The sequence below is a fragment of the Ningiella ruwaisensis genome, from assembly GCF_004798935.1.
Classification (GTDB): domain Bacteria; phylum Pseudomonadota; class Gammaproteobacteria; order Enterobacterales; family Alteromonadaceae; genus Glaciecola; species Glaciecola ruwaisensis.
This window is the reverse complement of the sequence record NZ_RAHT01000001.1, coordinates 318,139-336,858: the sequence shown is the minus strand read 5'-3', so window position 1 is coordinate 336,858 and position 18,720 is coordinate 318,139. Positions and strand designations below refer to the sequence as shown.

General features: G+C 43.5%; 17 protein-coding genes. 6 read left to right on the top strand and 11 right to left on the bottom strand.

All coding sequences use genetic code 11. The annotated features are described in order from the left end of the window. Nucleotides 1-90: 90 nt before the first annotated feature. Nucleotides 91-651, bottom strand: a complete 561-nt coding sequence (locus D6V41_RS01360; RefSeq protein WP_421907472.1) for a pseudouridine synthase — start codon at nt 649-651, stop codon at nt 91-93. Between the two features lie 174 nt (nt 652-825). On the opposite strand from D6V41_RS01360, the gene icd reads away from it, so the two are divergent. Then, complete coding sequence (gene icd, locus D6V41_RS01355; protein ID WP_136249697.1) at nt 826-2,079, top strand: NADP-dependent isocitrate dehydrogenase; 1,254 nt, start codon at nt 826-828, stop codon at nt 2,077-2,079. Nucleotides 2,080-2,278: 199 nt separating this feature from the next. On the opposite strand, the gene cspD is transcribed toward icd, so the two are convergent. Then, nucleotides 2,279-2,500, bottom strand: coding sequence for a cold shock domain-containing protein CspD (gene cspD / locus D6V41_RS01350; protein WP_136249696.1), 222 nt, complete (start codon nt 2,498-2,500; stop codon nt 2,279-2,281). A gap of 253 nt (nt 2,501-2,753) precedes the next feature. On the opposite strand from cspD, the gene clpS reads away from it, so the two are divergent. Both clpS and clpA read left to right on the top strand, forming a co-directional pair. Beyond that, on the top strand, nt 2,754-3,077 hold the full coding sequence (gene clpS, locus D6V41_RS01345; protein ID WP_136249695.1) for an ATP-dependent Clp protease adapter ClpS: 324 nt from the start codon (nt 2,754-2,756) through the stop codon (nt 3,075-3,077). 10 nt (nt 3,078-3,087) lie between these two features. Then, a complete protein-coding gene (gene clpA, locus D6V41_RS01340) occupies nt 3,088-5,358 on the top strand; it encodes an ATP-dependent Clp protease ATP-binding subunit ClpA (protein ID WP_136249694.1) in 2,271 nt (756 codons plus the stop codon). Between the two features lie 140 nt (nt 5,359-5,498). Here the strand turns inward: clpA and infA are convergent, their stop codons facing one another. The 4 genes from infA to trxB all read right to left on the bottom strand — a co-directional run bounded on the left by infA (nt 5,499) and on the right by trxB (nt 8,408). Next, complete coding sequence (gene infA, locus D6V41_RS01335; protein ID WP_136249693.1) at nt 5,499-5,717, bottom strand: translation initiation factor IF-1; 219 nt, start codon at nt 5,715-5,717, stop codon at nt 5,499-5,501. Between the two features lie 198 nt (nt 5,718-5,915). Continuing rightward, nucleotides 5,916-6,605 (bottom strand): arginyltransferase, encoded by a 690-nt coding sequence (locus D6V41_RS01330; RefSeq protein WP_136249692.1) that lies wholly within the window; start codon nt 6,603-6,605, stop codon nt 5,916-5,918. Further along, nucleotides 6,602-7,372 carry a leucyl/phenylalanyl-tRNA--protein transferase gene (aat, locus tag D6V41_RS01325; RefSeq protein WP_136249691.1) on the bottom strand — a complete coding sequence of 257 codons (771 nt, stop codon included), beginning with the start codon at nt 7,370-7,372 and terminating at the stop codon, nt 6,602-6,604. The genes D6V41_RS01330 and aat overlap by 4 nt, the downstream gene beginning before the upstream one ends. A 43-nt stretch (nt 7,373-7,415) precedes the next feature. Continuing rightward, entirely contained in the window at nt 7,416-8,408 is a 993-nt protein-coding gene (trxB, locus tag D6V41_RS01320; protein WP_136249690.1) for a thioredoxin-disulfide reductase, read from the bottom strand. Nucleotides 8,409-8,769: 361 nt separating this feature from the next. Between trxB and yfbV the strand changes: the two genes are divergently transcribed. After that, nucleotides 8,770-9,216, top strand: coding sequence for a terminus macrodomain insulation protein YfbV (yfbV, locus tag D6V41_RS01315; RefSeq protein ID WP_136250059.1), 447 nt, complete (start codon nt 8,770-8,772; stop codon nt 9,214-9,216). Between the two features lie 17 nt (nt 9,217-9,233). Here the strand turns inward: yfbV and D6V41_RS01310 are convergent, their stop codons facing one another. From D6V41_RS01310 to sppA, 3 genes are all read right to left on the bottom strand, one after another. Next, a complete protein-coding gene (locus tag D6V41_RS01310; protein ID WP_136249689.1) occupies nt 9,234-10,937 on the bottom strand; it encodes a BamA/TamA family outer membrane protein in 1,704 nt (567 codons plus the stop codon). Nucleotides 10,938-11,045: 108 nt separating this feature from the next. Next, a complete protein-coding gene (locus D6V41_RS01305; protein WP_136249688.1) occupies nt 11,046-11,579 on the bottom strand; it encodes a SprT-like domain-containing protein in 534 nt (177 codons plus the stop codon). Between the two features lie 134 nt (nt 11,580-11,713). Next, entirely contained in the window at nt 11,714-13,579 is a 1,866-nt protein-coding gene (gene sppA, locus D6V41_RS01300; RefSeq protein ID WP_136249687.1) for a signal peptide peptidase SppA, read from the bottom strand. Between the two features lie 215 nt (nt 13,580-13,794). Here sppA and D6V41_RS01295 point away from each other — a divergent pair, with 215 nt between their 5' ends. Continuing rightward, entirely contained in the window at nt 13,795-14,346 is a 552-nt protein-coding gene (locus D6V41_RS01295; protein ID WP_136249686.1) for an NAD(P)H nitroreductase, read from the top strand. A 99-nt stretch (nt 14,347-14,445) separates the two neighbouring features. Here D6V41_RS01295 and pyk read toward each other — a convergent pair whose 3' ends face one another. Beyond that, complete coding sequence (gene pyk / locus D6V41_RS01290; protein ID WP_136249685.1) at nt 14,446-15,882, bottom strand: pyruvate kinase; 1,437 nt, start codon at nt 15,880-15,882, stop codon at nt 14,446-14,448. A gap of 12 nt (nt 15,883-15,894) precedes the next feature. Further along, complete coding sequence (locus D6V41_RS01285; protein WP_136249684.1) at nt 15,895-16,749, bottom strand: MurR/RpiR family transcriptional regulator; 855 nt, start codon at nt 16,747-16,749, stop codon at nt 15,895-15,897. Nucleotides 16,750-17,222: 473 nt separating this feature from the next. Between D6V41_RS01285 and zwf the strand changes: the two genes are divergently transcribed. Next, the gene (gene zwf, locus D6V41_RS01280; RefSeq protein WP_136249683.1) at nt 17,223-18,719 is read left to right on the top strand and encodes a glucose-6-phosphate dehydrogenase; all 1,497 of its coding nucleotides are present in this window, start codon (nt 17,223-17,225) and stop codon (nt 18,717-18,719) included. Nucleotide 18,720 lies beyond the last annotated feature (1 nt).

Genomic DNA, 18,720 nt, shown 5'->3' with positions numbered 1-18,720 from the left:
ATTATAGCAAATATTTTCTCAAAGAAGCCAAGAATAGACACTAAATTTTGTTCTAAGCTATAGCGGACGGGCTCAGCTTTATGGCTTTGATCATATTACAACAAATTCACCGTTGTTTATCCCATCAATCGTCCAGCTTCCTACGCGATATCTGATTAATCGCAAAGTGGGATGTCCTATATGAGCAGTCATGCGCCTAACCTGGCGGTTTTTGCCTTCTTTTAATGTAATACTTAACCAGGTTGTGGGAATGTGTTTGCGCTCTCTTATGGGCGGATCTCGTTCCCACACGTCTGGAGCTGGCATGATGTTCACCTTGGCGGGTTTTGTCAGTCCGTCCTTCAGTTCAAGACCTTGTTCGATCGCCCTTAAAGCTTTGTCGTTAGGCGTCCCTTCGACCTGAACCCAATACGTTTTGCTCACCTTATTGTCAGGATGAGCCAGTTCGTGCTGAAGCTTGCCGTCATTAGTCAGTATAAGCAGTCCTTCACTATCGCGATCAAGCCTTCCTGCAGCATAGACTTGAGGGATAGCAATGTAGTCCTTCAATGTTTGACGTTTTTCGGCATCGGAAAATTGACAAAGCACCATATAGGGTTTGTTAAATAAAACAATTTTTCGATGTGACTTTGCTTTTTGCTGTTCAGACAGGTTTAAATGCCTCTTTTTGCAGATACGACTAAAGAATAACGGCAATTATAACCAAATCAGCTACTTTAATCCTGAGATTATTTTGCACAAACACAAAAGTTCGTTATTATCGACAAGTTATCTTGATAGACAGGCTTTTATGGCCTGAAATTAAACCCATACAGGAGCAAATACATGACAAGTAAGGTAGTGAAACCTGAGCAAGGCGAACAAATTCAGCTCGACGACAACGGTGCGTTAGTAGTACCAAACAACCCAATCATTCCCTACATTGAAGGCGATGGTATTGGTGTTGATGTTTCGCCTGTCATGATAGATGTTGTCAACGCTGCAGTTGAAAAAGCCTATGGTGGCGAAAAGAAAATTAACTGGATGGAAGTGTATGCGGGTGAAAAATCCACACAAGTCTACGGAAGCGAAGTATGGCTTCCGGAAGAAACTCTGGACTTGGTAAAAGAATATAAGGTCGCTATTAAAGGCCCATTAACCACACCAGTAGGCGGTGGTATTCGTTCGTTAAATGTGGCGCTTCGCCAGGAATTGGATTTATACGTCTGTCTGCGTCCAGTGCGATACTATGCAGGCACGCCAAGCCCGCTTAAGAATCCAGAATTAACCGACATGGTTATCTTCCGTGAAAACTCTGAAGATATTTATGCGGGAATTGAATTCCAGGCAGGTACCGATGAAGCGAATAAAGTCATTAAATTCCTGAAAGAGGAAATGGGAGCGACGAAAATTCGCTTTGAAAAAGACTGTGGTATTGGCATCAAGCCAACGTCTAAAGAAGGTACTACTCGTCTGGTTAAAAGCGCACTGCAGTATTGTATTGATAACGACCGCGATTCGTTAACGCTTGTGCACAAAGGGAACATCATGAAGTTCACCGAAGGCGCATTTAAAGACTGGGGTTATCAGGTTGCCCGAGAGCAATTTGGTGCAGAGCTGATTGATGGTGGCCCTTGGTGCTCATTTAAAAACCCGAACACGGGTAAAGAAATCATTGTTAAGGACGTGATTGCTGACGCTTTCTTACAGCAAATTCTCCTTCGACCTGCAGAGTATGATGTTATCGCAACCATGAATCTAAATGGTGATTATGTGTCTGATGCATTGGCTGCACAGGTTGGCGGTATCGGTATTGCACCTGGCGCAAATTTGGGAGATGGGGTGGCAATATTCGAGGCGACGCACGGCACCGCACCTAAATATGCAGGTCAAGATAAAGTAAACCCGGGTTCGGTGATCTTATCGGCCGAAATGATGCTTCGTCATCTTGGTTGGGTTGAAGCTGCTGACCTGATTGTTAAAGGCATGGAAGGTGCAATTAAAGCGAAAACGGTGACGTATGACTTTGAGCGTTTGATGGATGACGCGACATTGCTAAGCTGTTCAGAGTTTGGCAAGGCACTTGTCAAAAATATGTAATTATCACAATTGATAATGTCAGAAAGCCTATCGTTTGATAGGCTTTTTTGTTTTCATTTATAACGAAATTGATTAAGCGGATATTAAGCGGATCTGGAGGTGAAGCAGAAAAGTTTGAATTAAATAATATCCATAAAAAAGCAGCCATATTGCGCTATGCCTGCTTTTACTTCGTCATTATTTGTAAGCTTTTACCAGCTTATCGATTTGGCTCTTCGTCGGCAATGCCTATATTTTCGGCATGTAACCCTTTCGGCCCTTGTTCTATATCGAATGTAACTTGCTGGCCAGCTTTTAGTGAACGATATCCGTCCATTTGAATAGTTGAATAATGCGCAAAAATATCTTCGCCTCCATCCTCAGGAACGATGAAACCAAAGCCCTTGGCATTATTGAACCACTTAACTCTACCCACTGCCATTACACAACTTCCTATTGTATTGCTTGAAAACTTTTGATCTCGTCTCCACTATGTATACTACGAAGTAATGCACAAACCAATCTTACCAGTGGCGACTGATATGAAGCGCGGAACTCGTTCCTTACCCCATAGGTCTAACTTTAGGGGCTAGTTGCTTCCTATGTCAAGTTTTTAACACGGTGAATTCGACCATTTTTTAATAAAAGAATGCTTGCGCTTAATTAAAGCAGGATTATAGTTAGTAATAGTGAAGATGAGTAAAGATAATATTTTGAGTATTGATGGCGAAAAACTAATAGAACTGCAGAAACAAAAAACGCAGCCGCCACCGATGTATAAAGTCATGCTGAATAACGATGACTACACGCCAATGGATTTTGTGTGTGAAGTACTCATGAAATTCTTTTCAATGGATTCAGAAAAGGCCAACCAATTGATGCTCACGGTGCATTATCACGGAAAAGCCGTTTGTGGCATATATACTGCAGAGATAGCAGAAACTAAAGTTATGCAGGTTAACCAGTATTCTCGTAAACATCAGCACCCGTTGATGTGTACCATGGAACCAGCGCAGTAAAGGGGAAATCATGCTAAATAAAGATTTAGAACAGACCTTAAACGAAGCCTTTGTTTATGCGCGTCAGAATCGTCATGAATTTATGACTGTTGAGCATCTGTTATTGATGTTGCTTGACAATCCTGCGGCACAAGAAGCTTTAAAAGCCTGTGGCGCAAAAGTTGAAACACTTAGAAGTGAATTAACAGAATTTGTCAATGAGACGACACCGCTTATCGCCGAAGATGACAATGCCGAGCGTGAAACGCAACCTACTTTAGGCTTTCAGCGTGTACTACAGCGCGCTGTTTTTCACGTTCAGTCCTCAGGAAAGGGCGAAGTCACAGGCGCAAACGTGCTTGTTGCAATCTTCAGTGAACAAGAGTCTCAAGCGGTGTACATTCTGAAAAAGTCGGACGTTACACGGCTGGACGTTGTGAACTATATCTCTCACGGGGTAAGTAAAACGGACGATGACGATAGTTCTCACAGCGAAGAAATCAGCGAAGAAGGAGCGGAGTCTGAAGAAAATCAGTCCATGCTCTCAAAGTATGCAAGTAATCTAAATGTTGCCGCAAAAGAGGGCAAAATTGATCCGCTTATTGGTCGCGATAGCGAAGTAGAGCGCTCGATTCAAATTCTTTGCCGACGTCGTAAGAATAACCCGCTCTTAGTAGGAGAGGCAGGCGTAGGGAAAACAGCGATTGCCGAAGGCCTGGCGTTTCGCATTGTTAACAACGATGTGCCCGATGTAATCGCCGACAGCACTATTTATTCGTTGGACTTAGGTGGCTTGCTTGCGGGAACTAAATACCGTGGTGACTTTGAAAAGCGACTTAAAGGCATCCTAAAAGAATTAACCAAAGACAAAAAAGCGATTCTGTTTATTGATGAAATTCACACCATTATTGGGGCAGGTGCTGCATCAGGCGGTGTCATGGACGCTTCTAATTTGCTTAAACCAAAACTCAGTAGTGGTGAACTGCGCTGTATTGGTTCAACGACCTATCAGGAATATCAAGGCATTTTTGAAAAGGATCGTGCCTTGGCAAGACGCTTCCAAAAAATTGACGTGTTAGAGCCAAGCGTTAGCGATACCACCAAAATATTAATGGGGCTGAAGTCACGTTACGAAGAACATCACAGTGTGCGCTTTACTAACAAAGCTCTGCAGGCAGCCGCTGAGCTATCTGCAAAATACATTAACGAACGTCATTTGCCAGACAAGGCTATTGACGTAATCGATGAAGCGGGGGCCAGTCAGCGCTTGCTGCCAGCGTCAAAACGTAAAAAGACGATTAATGTCACTGACATCGAACAGATTATTTCTAAAATTGCGCGTATTCCCGAGAAGTCAGTATCTGCGTCTGATAAAGACGTGCTGAAGAACCTCGGCCGCAATCTTAAAATGGTTGTGTTTGGTCAGGACGAAGCGATTGAGAAGCTTTCTGACGCTATACAGCTATCACGCTCCGGCTTGGGCAACGAAGCTAAACCCATCGGTAATTTCTTGTTCGCTGGACCGACAGGCGTAGGAAAAACCGAAGTGACACAGCAACTGGCAAAAATCATGGGTGTAGAACTGGTGCGTTTCGATATGTCGGAATACATGGAGCGACATGCGGTCAGTCGACTTATTGGTGCGCCTCCTGGCTACGTTGGCTTTGACCAAGGTGGTTTGCTGACTGACGCTGTTATTAAGCATCCTTATTCAGTGGTTTTGCTGGATGAAATCGAAAAAGCGCATAGTGATATATACAATATCCTTTTGCAGGTGATGGATCACGGCACGCTGACAGACAACAACGGTCGCAAGGTAGACTTTAGAAACGTAGTGCTTGTAATGACAACAAACGCTGGTGTTCAGGCAACGGTTAAAAAATCCATTGGGTTTAAGCAGCAAGATCATAGCCACGATGCCATGAGTGAGATCAATCGAACCTTTACCCCTGAATTTAGAAATCGACTCGACGGGATAGTGTGGTTCAATCACTTAACCCAAGATGTCATATTGCAGGTGGTCGATAAGTTCATCATTGAACTGCAAGCGCAACTTGATGCGAAAGGAGTATCACTGGAAGTGTCTGAAAAGGCGAGGGCATGGCTTGCTGAAAAAGGCTATGACAAGTCAATGGGTGCGCGTCCTATGGCTCGTGTCATTCAGGACCAGCTCAAGCGAGAGCTTGCTTCTGAGTTGCTCTTTGGACAATTGAGCAAAGGTGGAGAAGTAAAAGTTGGACTTAAAAACGATAAGCTTACTTTTAAATATAGCAGTATTGAAGCACGTAAAAGTGAAGCTTAAATAGCCATTAAAATACTCGCTTAGAAAAAACCCGCTACTTGTGTTCAAGTAGCGGGTTTTTAGTATTCGGAATAAGTGTTTACGCCAGTACTGAAAAGCGTTAAGCGATTTAATAAACGACGTGTAGGCGCCTCTAAAGATTAACGAGCGCGATAAATGATACGGCCCTTGCTCAGGTCGTAAGGTGTCATTTCAACCGTGACTTTGTCACCAGTTAAAATTCGGATGTAGTTTTTACGCATTTTGCCAGATATATGAGCCGTAACGACATGGCCGTTTTCAAGCTCAACTCTAAACATCGTGTTTGGAAGGGTATCGAGTACCGTACCTTCCATTTCAATGGAATCTTCTTTTGCCATTTACAGCAGTAACCTCAAATGTGATTGATAAAATTTTGCCGCGCGAACCTTAACTAAATTCGCTTCATTAGTAAAGTATAAACTGAATATTTGCACGGTTTTCCTGAATGTTTGCGAGTTTTAGCCGAGAATAATCAAACATTCGAGACCTTCGGCCAAACAAGAAAAGAATCAGAGCACTCTATTACCTAAATTCTATTACCTAAATAAAGTCCACGTGTTGTTCATAAGACGTTGGTAGGGTTTAAAAGCGGTCTTGTAATTCATTTTGCGGCAGTCGTCTATCTGATAGCCTAAGTATAAAAAGGGTAACAACAAATCACGCGTTCGAGCAATTTGCTGCATGATCATGTATTTCCCTAAAGACCGCGAAGCGTATTCTGGCGCAAAATAAGTATACAAAGCGGATAAGCCGTCTTCTACTTCGTCGGTGACGGCGACGGCCAAGAGCGTTTTGTCTTTTGCACGCGCCTCCATAAAGAGCGGCTTTTTCCATTCGCAGCGAATAAAATTTGCATATTGACTGTAACTGGCAGGATACATACTGCCGTCGCTGTGCATAGCTTCAATGTAGCGCTCGTACAATGGGTAGTGTTCATCACGCTCTTCATACGTCAAATGAATACGTAAATCCTTATTTTTTTGGAGAACCCGTTTTTGACTTTTGCTTGGTGAAAAACTATTTACCATGATGCGAACGGAATTACACTGATTGCAAGTTGGGCAATGAGGGCGATATAGCTGGTCTCCACTGCGCCTGAAGCCTGCGTGCATGAGCTGTGAATAAGCGCCAGGTAACTGCTCTACAGGCGCCATGCAAACGAGTAGCTGCTCATTTCTATCTGGCAAATAATTGCAGGGAAATTGCTGGGTGATGCCAAACTTCATTGTGCAAGCTCTTGAAGTTCAAGCTGAAGCTTACGCCAGTACGATTTTTGAAGGCCGGACTTCCCGGGCGTTTCGTTTGAACGATACTTCAGACGACTGAGAGTATCTAAAAATTCCTGACGAGATACTGCTATACAGCCTAAGGTTTCCAAATGAGGATTAAGCATTTGACAGTCAATAAGCGGTAGCTTGTTTGAGGCCATGTAATGCGCTAGTGCCCAAAAGGCGGCTTTACTTGCATCAGTTTGTATATGAAACATCGATTCACCGCAAAAAAGTTGCCCGATAGTCACGCCATATAAACCGCCAACAAGTTCCCCCTTGCTGTTCCACACCTCAACAGAATGTGCATATCCTGCTCCGTGCATTTCACGATACGCACGCAGCATGTCATCAGTAATCCAAGTTGAATTGCTGTAGGCTTTATTACCGTGATAAATATCGCGACGGGGCACTTTTGCACATGCCGCTATAACGCTTGAAAAAGCATTATCCATGGTGGCTGTGTAGCCAAATTTGCGAACGCTTTTCCGCAGACTTCGGCTAGGTTTAAAATCGTCGGTGAATATCACGCCGCGTGGGTCAGGTGACCACCAAAGCAATGGCTCACCTTCGCTAAACCAGGGGAAAATACCGTTTGAATAGGCTTGCACGAGCCGCCTGACCGATAAATCTCCTCCAAAGGCCAACAAACCGTTTGGCTCATCCAGCGCGAATTCAGCGGAAGGGAAATTTAAACTATCATCGAGTTTAAATAATTCAAGCATGCCGTGCCGACTCCGCGCTAATTGTCGATGGTTCCGGGATTATTTAAGACGCTTCAGCTGCTTCAGCCGGGCTGTCCGTTGTGTCTGAAGCTAAAGCATCCAAGTATTTTTCGGCATCAAGTGCAGCCATACATCCCGTTCCAGCAGAGGTAATCGCCTGTCGATAAACGTGGTCACTTACATCTCCAGCGGCGAAAACGCCGGGTACGCTGGTTTGTGTTGCGTTACCATGAAGACCGCTATTAACCACAATGTAGCCGTCTTTCATCTCTAACTGGCCTTCAAAGATACTGGTATTAGGACTGTGTCCAATTGCGATAAATACGCCCATTACATCAAGCGATGAAATTTCGTCGCTTAGCGTATCCTTGATTTTTATGCCGCTTACACCCATTTCATCGCCGACAACTTCTTCCAGAGTCTTATTGAGGTGCAATACAACATTGCCGTTCTTGGCTTTTTCCATTAATCGGTCTGCCAGAATTTTTTCGCTTCTGAAAGTGTCTCGGCGATGGATAACGTGTACTTCTGAGGCAATATTTGACAGATACAAGGCTTCTTCTACGGCAGTATTACCGCCACCTACGACAGCCACTTTCTGATTCTTATAGAAAAATCCATCACATGTCGCACAAGCACTTACGCCTTTGCCCATGAAATTTGTCTCACTTTCAAGGCCAAGATATTTCGCAGATGCACCAGTGGCGATAATCAGCGCATCGCAAGTGTAGATGCCATTATCGCCTTTAAGCACAAAAGGACGCTCATCAAGTTTTGTTTCATTGATGTGATCGAAGATAATTTCAGTATCAAATTTTTCAGCGTGCTTTTGCATGCGGACCATGAGATCCGGGCCTGTCAGCCCCTCAGGATCGCCGGGCCAGTTTTCCACGTCAGTGGTGGTGGTTAACTGCCCACCTTGCTGAATGCCAGTCAATAAAACCGGATTAAGATTTGCTCGCGCAGCATAAACAGCTGCACTATAGCCTGCGGGACCCGATCCTAAAATTAATAGTGGCACGTGTCGATTTGCCATTTACTTCTCCAAATTAATCCAATGTGTTGTATATGGGTAGATATTCAAACAATTCAATATGTTTTAATTGCAAATCAAAGCCTGCCAGTCTTCTGCTAGTTGATTTGACTATCTACACATATAAAAATAAAAAAAAGCCTAAGACTTGTGCTTATTTTGTATAAGAAGCGTATTATACCATTAAGCAAGCGAGCTACCTTTTTTGGACATTGTCAAACTACAATCGGCAATTTACAAAAAGTGTAAACTAATGTAGCCGTGTAAAGTTAGCTTAGCATCAAGTACTTGGTAAAAACTGCCCGATAGACTAGCATCTATGTTAATCTTTGAGTAGGTCTGATGAAGGATTTGCGTGAGCAATATGTTACATCTTATTCCCACATATATTAAAGACGGTCGAGAGTACATGAAAATCTGGCCGATGGAAAAGCAGCTTTTTGGATTGTTTCCGGAATGCCGAATAATTACTGCCACCAAGTTTGGTATGCAGGTGATGCCGCCTATCGCAATTATGATGGTTGCTCTGCAGCTTCATTATTTAGGTAGTGCATTTTTGGCACAAGCTCTCACAATGGGGATCTTTTTCTTCTCGCTCCCTCTTCAAGGCTTGTACTGGTTAGGTAGCCGTTCGAACCAGCCGCTTCCCCCTGGCATGCACGCTTGGTACAAGGATATATATTTGAAAATGCAGCAACAGGGTTGTGCATTGGAATCATTGACGCCCAAGCCTCGTTTTAAAGAATTGGCAAAGCTTTTAAGAACAGCATTTAAAGAGCTGGACCGCGCATTTACACGAGACATGTTTTAAGGTCAGTTTGATTATCTTTAAAACGAATTTCGCATTTGCAGACTAATTGCCCAAGAATCTACGCTTTCCCCATCTGATAAAGGGGTAGATAAATCGATGTGAATAACCCCCGGTGTACTTGCCTTATTCGAGTAGAGCCGAGCTCCCAAACCTGTGCTGGCAAGAATACCGTCGTCTTCATTAAATTGCGCAAGTTCTCCGGAGAACGCTCTACCCACATCAGCAAATACCGCAAAACCTAAATTGAAAAGTTGATAGATATTGTAGTCGGTATAAAACCGCGCTTCTACGCTTGCAGAAATACGATTATCTCCGTGTTGATATTGATTTGCATAGCCTCGCACGCCATTGTCGTCATCAATTACAATCGGCAAGTCTTTAAATTGACCTGAAGAGAATGTGGCCGAAAGACGCGAGTAATAGCCTAGAATATCATTTGCGCGATAAAAATATTCGCCTGCAAAATGTGCAAGCATTCTATCTTTGGCGGTGGTATTTATGTCAGCGCTAAATTGCGATTTCGCTACAAACAGAGATGCGCCATATTGCCAGGCTTTTTGCGCATGTGTATCTAAATGATAGCCAAACTCATCACCATCAGCGACGTCGCTTAGTTCCAAACCAAGCTTTGTGCTAAATTGCCAACCTAAATTAATATCTTCTGGCTGTTGTATCAAATACACATCTTGCAAAACGGCAATATTACGCTGCACATAATCGAACTGTATCCATGGATATTGATAATTACGTTCATCGGGCAGGAACAATGGATTGCTGCTCGGACTGCTTTCGTCGATTCGAAATACGGAACGTTCGTCTGTAAATCCAATTGAAATGCGTTGGGTTTCCTGCCTGCTATTGCCTACATTCCAGCCTGTTGCGACTGCAACGCGTCTATGTTCAATGTCGATACTGTTGCGCGTTTGGTCATTCTGAAAAATATCTTCAACACGCTTATCGTCCAGGTATTCAGCGAAATACATTCGTTTTGTACCAAGGTGAAAAAAAGGCTTATCAAATACGAACTGGTAGCGTTCACCGTCATCATTATCTACAAGATCCAGATAAACGTTTGAATGTCTCACACCAGGGAATGCAGAGGAAAAAGACAGTTGATAACCGCTTCTTTGTTCGTCACTGTTGTAACGAAGACGCGTGCGAATACCCAGACCTAAAAGGTTATCTTCGCGCACCCCGATAATGGTTTTATTATTTCCGCCGCTTCTGCTAAACGAAAAGGTGGGGATCAATGACCAGTTATCGTAGGTGGTGACCAGAATATCATGAGTCAGGTCTTCGTTGCACACAGGGGCAACGCGTATGTTCGCATTTGCAATAAAGCGCTCGCTGCGCAAAATAGACTCTGCCTCTTTTAAATCCTGGGGGCTTAGGGTATCACCCTCGTCGAAGGTCAGCCGTTCACGAATGACAAAGGGCTTTGTTACAATGTGAAATGCATTTGCCCACCGGTGTAAGGGGATACTGTCAGGATCGTTTTCATCAAAAATGGGCAGAGGCTCGATAAAAATATCGCCGACAACTACGGATTCTTCTTCTATTTGATTCTCAGGTATTGCGTTGAGTTTACAGGCAGTATTGTTAATAAGACTATCTGAAGGGCTTGGCTCTAAAGCATTTTCTCGGGCGTAGCAAAGACTCTGCAGCATCAGATTTAAGAATACAAAAATTAACATTCCTTTCATTAACTGCTTATTATGCATCTACTTCCCACAAAAGAACTTGTACAACACGCTCTGCTCATAATACAAAAACTTTTTGTAGGATTATATGAAAATCGCGCGAATTCCGTTTAGCTTAAGGAAACAATTTCATTGAATTGGCAGTGATTCCGCTAAAGGCTCTTTACAGCGCGTACAAATGTAACGTTGGGACTGTTTCTGAATACGATTGTGTCGAACCGCGCTCAATTCATACTTTCCACATCGACAGGCATAGCTAAATGTTCGTATTCCGGCTGCTTTAACATCAAGTTGGTGTGTCACCAAAGGCTTGACATTCAATACGTTTATCATCAGGTTTTGCCACTGTACGCCGTGTGGCCTTACCTTACCGTGAAGATGATACACGGCAAGATGCGCCAGTTCATGGGGAATAACGTCTGAGTGATAGTAGTCCTGATTTTGGAAAAAGAGCATGGGTTGTAAGCGAATGACGTTTCGCTGTAATACAGCACTACCTGCTATTCTTCCTCTTTGATTGAGCTTGACTTCAGGCAGAGGGCAAGTCTTATAGGCACAATGCTGTAGTTTTGCATGCCAATATTTCAGACTGGAATTGGCCAGGCTTAGTAAATCGTTTTTCTGCAACGCTGAAATCCGCGTTATTTTGGTCTGTGCACTCATGGCGAAGAGTGTGCCTGTCTCCCTGAATATCTACAAGTATAAAAGTAATTTTTCAATACCTAAAATCGATTTATGCCATAAAAAAGCCGTCAAATTTCGCTTTGACGGCTTGCCATACTAAAAATCGGCTTTCTCTAGTAAATTTTGCATTCCAGGCATAATACATAGCTCGACATCGGGTCGTTTAATTCTTTAAAGATTTTCAAATCCTTATCGACCTTATTCGCGACTTTTAATAAGGGATGCTCAATCATATTCTTGTGAGAGTCACCCAATACGATGGAAGCACCTTTAAATAAGTTCTCCATAAAAATTTCTTGCGGCGTAAGGTCTCGCTGCACGTACTTTGTCTCATATTCGGTGATAGATGCAAGTTCAGCCGCTTTTTCAACTGCAAACTCAACATCTCCCAACTCATCCACAAGTCCAAGCTCCAGTGCTTGTGTGCCTATCCAAACACGACCTTGTGCGATTTCGTTAACGGCCTCTTTGCTCATGCCTCGTTCCTGGGCAACCAGCGATATAAATTTATCGTAACCGTTCTCAATACTACGCTGAATAAGCTTTTTATAGCCCTCGTTCAACTCGCGATCCAAGGCGATACCATTTAATTCTGTGGTGGAAACACCATCGGAATTTATGCCAAGATATTCAAAGGAATTTTCAAAGGTGGCAAACATGCCGAATATGCCAATCGAGCCTGTTATGGTATTAGGTTCAGCGATAATGTGGTCGGCACTTGCTGATATCCAGTAACCGCCAGACGCTGCGTAAGTGCTCATAGATGCAACCACAGGCTTGCCGGCTTGCTTGAGTAATTCAACTTCATTGCGGATCACCTCAGATGCAAAGGCGCTACCACCTCCCGAATCGACCTGAAGGACAACCGCTTTTACCGTATCATCTTCGCGGGCCTTGCGCAACAAGGCAGCGGTGCTGTCTCCGCCTATGGTGCCGGCTCGTTGCTCACCGTCTAGGATCGTGCCTTTTGCGACAACGATAGCGACCTTATCTTTATCAGAGGGGACGCTTGGGATCGGAGGATTGATAATATCCAGATAGTTTTTCAGGTTGATGGCGTTATATGGTGCATCATCTTCGCCTTCACCTAGTAATTCAGTCATTTCGCTTCTAAATTCATGACGGGTTCGCAAACCGTCTACCCATCCATTTTGCAACGCGTAAGTGGCAAAATCACCATCTGCGGCATCAAATTTGCTCAGCAGTGAATCAAAGGTCTCATCAAAATTGTCCGTTCCAAAAGGTCGGGCATCAGCGATATCGGCCTTGTATTGAGACCACAACTCATCCAGCCAGGCAATATTTGCCTCTTTTGCCTCAGGCGACATGCTATTGCGCGTAAACGGCTCTACTGCTGATTTGTATTTGCCAACTTTGAATACGTGAGTTGAAGCCTTTATTTTTTCCAAGCCTTCAGCAAAGTAAGTCCCGTAAAATGCATACCCTTCTAAAAGCATGCTTCCCATCGGATGCAAATAGATTGCATCGGCATGAGATGCTAAATAATATTGGTTGCGCGTAAAATAATCACCAATTGCAAATATGGGTTTTCCTGCGTCCTTAAATACTTGCAGCGCCTCGGCAACTCGGCTGAATTTATCCAAGCCGCCGCCGCCCAGCCCATCAAGCTGCAAAATAATGGCTTCAATACGGCTATCTTCAGCTGCATTTTCGATGGCTTTTACCAGGTCGCGTACCAAAACTTCCGGATTTTCCTCGGCCTGACCGAGCGCTTCTGAAAAGAATTTTTCAACTGGATCTACATAGGTTTTCTCAATGACTAAATTGCCGTTCAGGTCGAGGATCAAAGCGCTGTTTTTCGCAACGGTAAGTTTATCGTCGTCTGAACTGGATGCGGCAATAATGATCGCTATCAAAAGACCAAAAAATAATATATTAAAAATCAGCCGACGACTGAAATTCAGCACATTCCAAATACCTACAAACAGACCTTTGGTCCAACTTCTCTTTTCTGCCATTGAGTTACGCCTTAGTGTTGCCAATTAATAAACTAATCATACATCTTACATATTACGATAAGCTTTTGCAGATCTCTAAAATCAATTTGTAATAGTTTGTAACCAATTAAGTACAATCTGAAGGGCCTGTAATTTCACTTGCGCAAACGCGCTATCCTTATTAGGCTTTCGCTTATGCATTTAAACAAATACTATCAAGCGATAAAGGTTAAAGCATGAAAGCTCTAGATTTACTGTTAAATCGCAGTTCACAGCCCCGTTTACAGGCGCCCGCACCAGAAGGCGAAGCGCTTGAAAATATTTTACAAAGTGCCTTAAGAGCACCGGACCATCGCTCTTTATCGCCGTGGCGTTTTATCGTGTGCACGGGTAAAGGTCTTGAAAAGTTGGGCGAAATCTTTGAAGAGGCCGCGATCTGCAACGGCGCGGAACAGGCTGTGGTGGATCGAGCCAGGCAGCTTCCGCTAAGAGCGCCCATGGTGATTATCGGAATTTGTAAGCACCATGAGCATGATGGCGTGCCATGGGTAGAGCAGGTTGCATCCACTGCCTGTGCTGTACACGCGATGCAAATGGCAGCGGTTGCACAAGGATTTCAGGGAATATGGCGAACGGGCAGCTATGCACAGGACGAAACCGTTAAACGCGCACTAAAACTATCAGCAGATGATGAAATATTAGGGTTTTTATATTTGGGAAGCAGTCCACTTAAGACAATGAATAAAGCACCTAAAAACAGCGAAGACTATGTTGAGTTTTGGGATTAATCGCATTATTTATTGAGAATTCAGGTTTAGTTAAGTAATAAAAAAGCCGTCACATTTTGAACCGCGACGGCTTTTACATTTATTTAATTTTTTGCTGACTTAGAACACGGTAACCACTTTACAAGCGTTAGTCGCTCCCACTGTTTCCATTTTATCGCCGTAGGTCAAAATAAATTGATCACCCACTTTGAGCAAACCCGCATCCTTTAGTGCGGTCATCAAATCTTTTGTAAGCTCACCAGGTGCGCTCGAAGACGAATCAAAATAAACAGGGCGAACACCACGATATAAAGCCATGGCGTTTAAGGTACGCTGATGGCGAGACAAAGCATATATGGGCAACGATGAGGTAATGCGCGACATGAGTTTGGGCGTTGAACCACTTTCCGTCAAACCAACAATCGCCTTGATACTTGATAGATGATTTGCCGCATAAACAGCAGACATGGCGATCGTTTCGCTCACATCTTCAAAATGTTCATCGACGCGATGCTTGGATATTTTAACGCTTGGATGAGTTTCAGCGCCTTCACACACTCGTGCCATCGCTTTGACTGTTTCTACCGGGTATTCACCCGCAGCCGTTTCTGCAGAAAGCATCACAGCATCCGTGCCATCTAGCACCGCATTTGCCACATCCATCACTTCTGCACGGGTTGGCATGGGGTTTTCTATCATCGACTCCATCATTTGCGTGGCAGTGATAACAACGCGATTAAGCTGTCTAGAGCGAGCAATAAGCTTTTTCTGAACCCCAACTAACTCCGCATCGCCGATTTCTACACCCAAGTCGCCTCGCGCGACCATCACCGCATCTGAGGCCAAGATGATATCGTCTATTGCTTCATCAGAGGCAACCGTTTCCGCTCGTTCTACTTTTGCGCATATCTTGGCATGACATCCGGCCTTTTCGGCTAATTCACGGGCATAATTCAAATCTGCACCTGAGCGTGGAAAGCTTACTGCCAAATAGTCAACTTCCATGGCCGCTGCAGTCACAATGTCTTCTTTATCTTTTGCGGTAAGTGCTTCAGCCGATAAACCGCCGCCCTGACGGTTAATGCCTTTATTGTTTGATAGCTTACCGGCCACCGTCACTTTCGTATGGACCTTTCTGCCTTCAACCGAGCTAACTTCCAATTGAATACGACCGTCATCCAAAAGCAGTATATCACCACTGGAGACATCATCCGGTAGTGCCTTGTAGTCAATACCGACTTGGGTTTCGTCACCGTCAAATTTTCCAAGCTCAGCATCCAGGCAGAAGTCTTGGCCCTGTTTTAAAATGACCGAATCGTTTTTGAATCGAGATACTCGAATTTTGGGGCCTTGAAGATCACCAAGAATAGCAACATGTTTGCCGAGTTTTTTAGCGGCATCTCTAACACGCTTGGCTCTGGCAATATGATCTTCAGCCTGACCATGTGAAAAGTTCATTCTTACCACGTTTGCACCAGCCGCGATAATTGCTTCAATCATTTCGCTGCTATCTGTCGCTGGGCCAAGGGTGGCTAATATTTTTGTTCTACGTGACATATATAAATTGCCTTAAGTGTTTTCTGGACGGTTAAAACGGGATCCGCGCAAGGTATCTTTCACACGTTTGAGATTTTCTCTAAATTTGTTCCCTCTGCGCAGAGTAAAGCCGGTCGCAAGAACATCGATCATGGTAAGTTGCGCAATTCGTGATGCCATTGGCATGTAAAGGTCGGTATCTTCTGGAACGGATAAAGACAGCACGTAATTACAGGCTTTTGATAAAGGACTGCCCTCAGAAGTAATGCCAATTACGGTTGCGTCATTCTCTCTTGCAATATTGGCCACATCCACCAGGCTTTTTGTACGGCCAGTGTGAGATATGCATATAACCACGTCGCCCTCAGTGCTGTTCATAACACTCATGCGCTGCATCAGTATGTCGTCAAAATGTACAATCGGCACATTGAAACGAAAGAACTTGTTTACAGCATCGTGCGCAACAGAAGCAGACGCGCCTAAACCAAAAAACGAGATCTTTCGTGCTTGCGTAAGTAAATCAACAACACGATTCACCATAGCAACATCAACTGACTGTCTTGCGACTTCAAGCGATGCCATAGTGGATTCAAATATTTTATTGGTGTACTCGGTTGGCCCGTCAAATTCATCAACATGTCGGTTTACATAAGGGGTGCCGTTGGCGAGGCTTTGAGCCAGATGTAATTTAAAGTCAGGATAGCCTTTTGTGTCCAATCGCCTGCAAAAACGATTAACAGTTGGCTCGCTCACATTCGCCATTTTTGCCAGTGACGCAATACTTGAGTGAATGGCAACCTGAGGATTAGCGAGAATCACCTCGGCGACTTTTTTCTCAGACTTACTAAACTCCAACATATCTTGGGAAATTTTTTCTAATATATTCATTCGCTTGTGATACTCGTGTTCGCCTGAATAGAGGAAAGCGATAAGCCAATGTGCTTCAAATTTAGCATATTGCCTCTGCGCATTTTGTAACAATATTACTGAACTTATTCAGATTTGTCATTTTTGTTGTAACTTTTTGACAAAAAAATATACATACCGCAAAGGCTAACATACTTTTAACATTTCGTGTAGTTTGGATTCGTATTCATTCTGACATTGATTTACGTGACTTAAATTTGATGAAAGCTTTTATTCTTAAAGACTTATACGTATTTTTCAGACCTGAATACAACAAAGAACTTAGGTAAACGAGCTGTAAAAATGTATCAATAAAATTTGTAATTTTACTACATTTATTGTTTACTATTGGCATTTATTGATTCATGTGAACTCGCTCTGATTATTTGTTTAACGAATGAGCCTTTAATCGATACAAAGCGAACAATACACACACTCTCTCACAGAGGCAAAATATGGTGTCTGAAATTAAAAACGAACCTATCGACTTTGTTCTTTTCGGAACAAAAGGCGATTTAGCGCGACGCAAACTCCTTCCTTCATTATATCAATTAGAAAAAGCCAGTTTGTTGCATGAAGGCACCCAGATAATTGGTGTGGCACGCCAGGAGTTTTCGCTGGACGAGTACAAGGCGCTTGTAAAGGAAAATATAGTTAAATTTTCCGGTGATACCTTATGCGAAGATACCTGGGCAAAGTTTGTTGAACGCCTTCATTATGTGAAGGTCGATATTACCGACGTTGATGCTTATCATGAATTACGCGAGCACGTTGACGCAAAACGCACGATGGTATGTTATTTTGCCACTGCGCCGTCTTTATTTGGCTATATCTGTAAGGGAATGGATAACGCCAGGATAATTGATGATAGTGTCAGAGTTGTACTAGAAAAGCCAATTGGTCATAACCTGGCGTCGAGTAAAGTAATCAATGATCAGGTTGCAGAATACTTCAGCGAAAAGCAAATTTATCGAATTGATCATTATCTTGGCAAAGAAACCGTACTGAATCTTATAGCACTTCGCTTTGCTAACTCTATTTTTGCCACCAACTGGGATCATAACTGCATTGACCATGTGCAAATCACAGTAGCCGAATCGGTTGGCATTGAGGGTCGCTGGGGTTATTTTGATGATGCGGGTCAAATGCGTGACATGGTGCAAAATCACTTGCTTCAGATTTTATCACTGGTTGCAATGGAGCCACCCACAACACTAGACGCTGACAGCATTCGAGATGAAAAATTAAAGGTGTTAAAAGCGCTTCGTCCAATTAATATCAGTAATATCAATGATAAGACGGTAAGGGGGCAGTATTCTGCCGGTTTCGTGTCTGGCGAAGAGGTGCCCGGATACCTGGAAGAAGACGACGCCAATAAAAAGAGTAAAACTGAAACTTTCGTTGCCATTAAAGCCGAAATTGATAACTGGCGTTGGGCAGGCGTTCCGTTTTATTTGCGTACAGGAAAGAGATTACCCACTAAAGTGAGTGAAGTTGTTATCTATTTCAAACGCCAGCCACATAACCTGTTTGGCGACAGTTTTTCTCAATTGCCACCAAACAAACTGGTGATACGACTTCAGCCAGATGAGGGGGTTGAGGTGACGGTCATGAATAAAGTCCCTGGTCTTACAAGCACAGGCTCTATGGATTTGCAAAAATCCAAGCTGGATTTGAGTTTTTCTGAAGAATTTGCCGACCAGCGTATTGCAGACGCATATGAGAAGCTATTATTAGAGGTAATGATTGGTAATCAGGCGCTGTTTGTCAGACGAGATGAAGTTGAACAAGCTTGGCACTGGGTTGATTCAATCATTGGGGCTTGGAAAAACTGCAGCGAAGGCCCTGAACAGTATCAAGCAGGCACTTGGGGACCGGTTTCTTCTATCGGCCTATTAGCCAAAGAGGGCCGCTCGTGGTACGAAAGCAAGATTGTTAAGAAAAAGGGGTGAT